The organism is Micromonospora sp. MP36, assembly GCF_008119785.1.
Taxonomy (GTDB): Bacteria; Actinomycetota; Actinomycetes; order Mycobacteriales; family Micromonosporaceae; genus Micromonospora.
The window spans coordinates 1-2,176 of record NZ_VSFA01000236.1 but is presented as its reverse complement, the minus strand read 5'-3'; the positions used below and the strand labels follow the sequence as shown (position 1 = coordinate 2,176).

Sequence of the window (2,176 nt, the reverse complement as noted above, 5' to 3'; positions counted from 1 at the left end):
AACCTCCGGACGGCCCGGAGTGCCGTACCGCGGGTGTACGACTTGCCCGTGATGGGCCGGTTGCGCAGATGAGATACGGCCATTGCGTCGACCCTTCAAGACGACCAAGTCAGAGAAGGAAGAGAGAACGCGATGGCCGCTTCTGAGAGTGTGGACCGTGACGCCGTCGGCGTGCCGGACCTCGCCGGTGTTGACCGTTGCCGCGGGCACGGATCGCGCGTTCTGCACGCGACTGCCACGGCTATAGGCAGTCACCGTCCGGAAGAAGGCCAACTGTCCGCTGAGCGCCGGCGCCTCCAGGCACCGACTCCACGTAACCGACCACGCACACCGTGCCGAACTGTGCCGCGTACAACAGAGAGCCGACCGGAGCCGGGTCACCTTCCCGGGCCAGTCGCGCGTCGACGGCCGACGCCCCGGTTCGCCCCAGCCAGAGCCGCGCCGTCTTGACGTCCTGTTCGGTAGGCGGATGCGACGGTGGCCGACGCGAACACGTGGGGTCGTTGGACGAGGTGCACCAGCCGGCATGAGAAGCAGCGGTACGCACTAACCCGGCCACGTCATCGGCCCGCTGGCGTTGTTCGTCGAACATGAGGGCTCGACGGCGACTGTCTTCCGCGAGGTTGCCACAGAACGAGCCGCGATCCGCGCCCGCCCCGAAGATCGGACACCCGATCTTGCTGGCCTGCTGAGTGCTCCGAGCTACCGCGGCATCGCGGCGGCTCCACCACAGGCCACCAGCGGCAGCCGCCAGCACCATCAGGACCACTGCGGATGCCAGCAGCGCCAGACGAAGACGCTCGACGACCTGCCGTTCACCCCGAGCCCTCGACGCGGGTAGGCCCATGCCGTCATCCACGGTAGAGATGGTAGACACGCACCGATGCTCGCGGCCCCTCGCGGCAACTCGGCGACGGGTTCGGGGACCCGCGGGCCTCATCATGGTCCACAGGGGATGTTCCGGGGTCACCGGCATTCCCGTAATGTCCGGACGGTGCCACGCAGCGTCGCGGCCGGCAGGTATGCCGTATCGACAAGGATTGCACTAGGAGAACGAGGAACGATGAGACGTCTCGTCGCGGTCGGAGCCGCCGTGCTCGGCTTCGCCCTCTTCACCGGCACCGCGGCCCACGCCGCGGAGCCGCCCACGGAGTTCGGCTCGGACTGGGACGACCCGCGTACCGCGGTTCAGCCCATCTCGAAGCCGCCCACCCCGTCCTGCACCGTGACGATCGTCGACCACGAGTTCCGGGACTTCACGCCCTACACCGGCACGTACACACCCCCGGCCGACTGTGTCGGGCCGTGGAACAAGGTCGTGCTGCGGATGGAGACCACGATCGCCGGACGGCAGTACGATCGTCTCGGCTCGCTCAGTCTGGGTGGGGTGACGATCTTCAAGACCTCCACCGCCGAGCCGTCCGTCGACGGCATCCGGTGGACGGTGGAGTCCGACGTCACCCGGTACGCCCCGCTCCTCACCCGCCAGCAGCCGGTCTGGATGCTGATCGGCAACGTGGTCAACGAGACGTACACCGGAATCCTGGACACCAAGGTCGAGCTGACCTTCTACCAGGCCACCACGGACCACCCGGCGGCGGAGACCTCCGACGACGTGCTGCCGCTCGCCGACGCGAGGCAGACCGGCGGCGAGTTGCACGGCACGGTCACGGTGGCGCGCAACACCGAGCGGCTGGTGGCCGAGGTATACGCCACCGGTTCCGGCGGCGGCTGCGAGGAGTTCTGGTACGGCACCACCCCACCGGACACCGGCTACTCCTGCGGCACCGCCGCCGACGGGCCGTACCGGGAGGTGCAGGTGCTGATCGACGACCAGGTGGCCGGCATCGCGGCCCCGTACCCGTACATCTACACCGGCGGCTGGTCCAACCCGTACCTCTGGTATGTCCTTCCCGCGCCGCGCGCCTTCGACATCCACGCCATCCGGTACGACCTGACCCCGTTCGTGGGGCTGCTCACCGACGGTCAGCCACACCGGGTGCGGGTACGGACGATCGGCGTGCCGGCCGGGCAGTCGGGCTGGGACACCCCGACCAACTTCCTGGTGTGGCGGGACCACGGCGGCACCCGCACCACCGGCAGGCTGCTCAGCCACGACCCGGGGACGCTGCGCAAAGACCCGACCAGCCCGGGGGGGGGCGACAACCACCACGTC

Annotated in this window: 2 protein-coding genes; one reads left to right on the top strand and one right to left on the bottom strand. The window is 69.0% G+C overall.

Annotation, left to right across the window (positions count from 1 at the left end):
* Window positions 1–241: 241 nt before the first annotated feature.
* Entirely contained in the window at window positions 242–859 is a 618-nt protein-coding gene (locus FXF52_RS40890; protein WP_148804996.1) for a hypothetical protein, read from the bottom strand.
* A 204-nt stretch (window positions 860–1,063) separates the two neighbouring features.
* Between FXF52_RS40890 and FXF52_RS40885 the strand changes: the two genes are divergently transcribed.
* Window positions 1,064–2,176: peptide-N4-asparagine amidase (locus tag FXF52_RS40885; RefSeq protein WP_148804995.1), on the top strand; the 1,113-nt coding region annotated here is incomplete at its 3' end.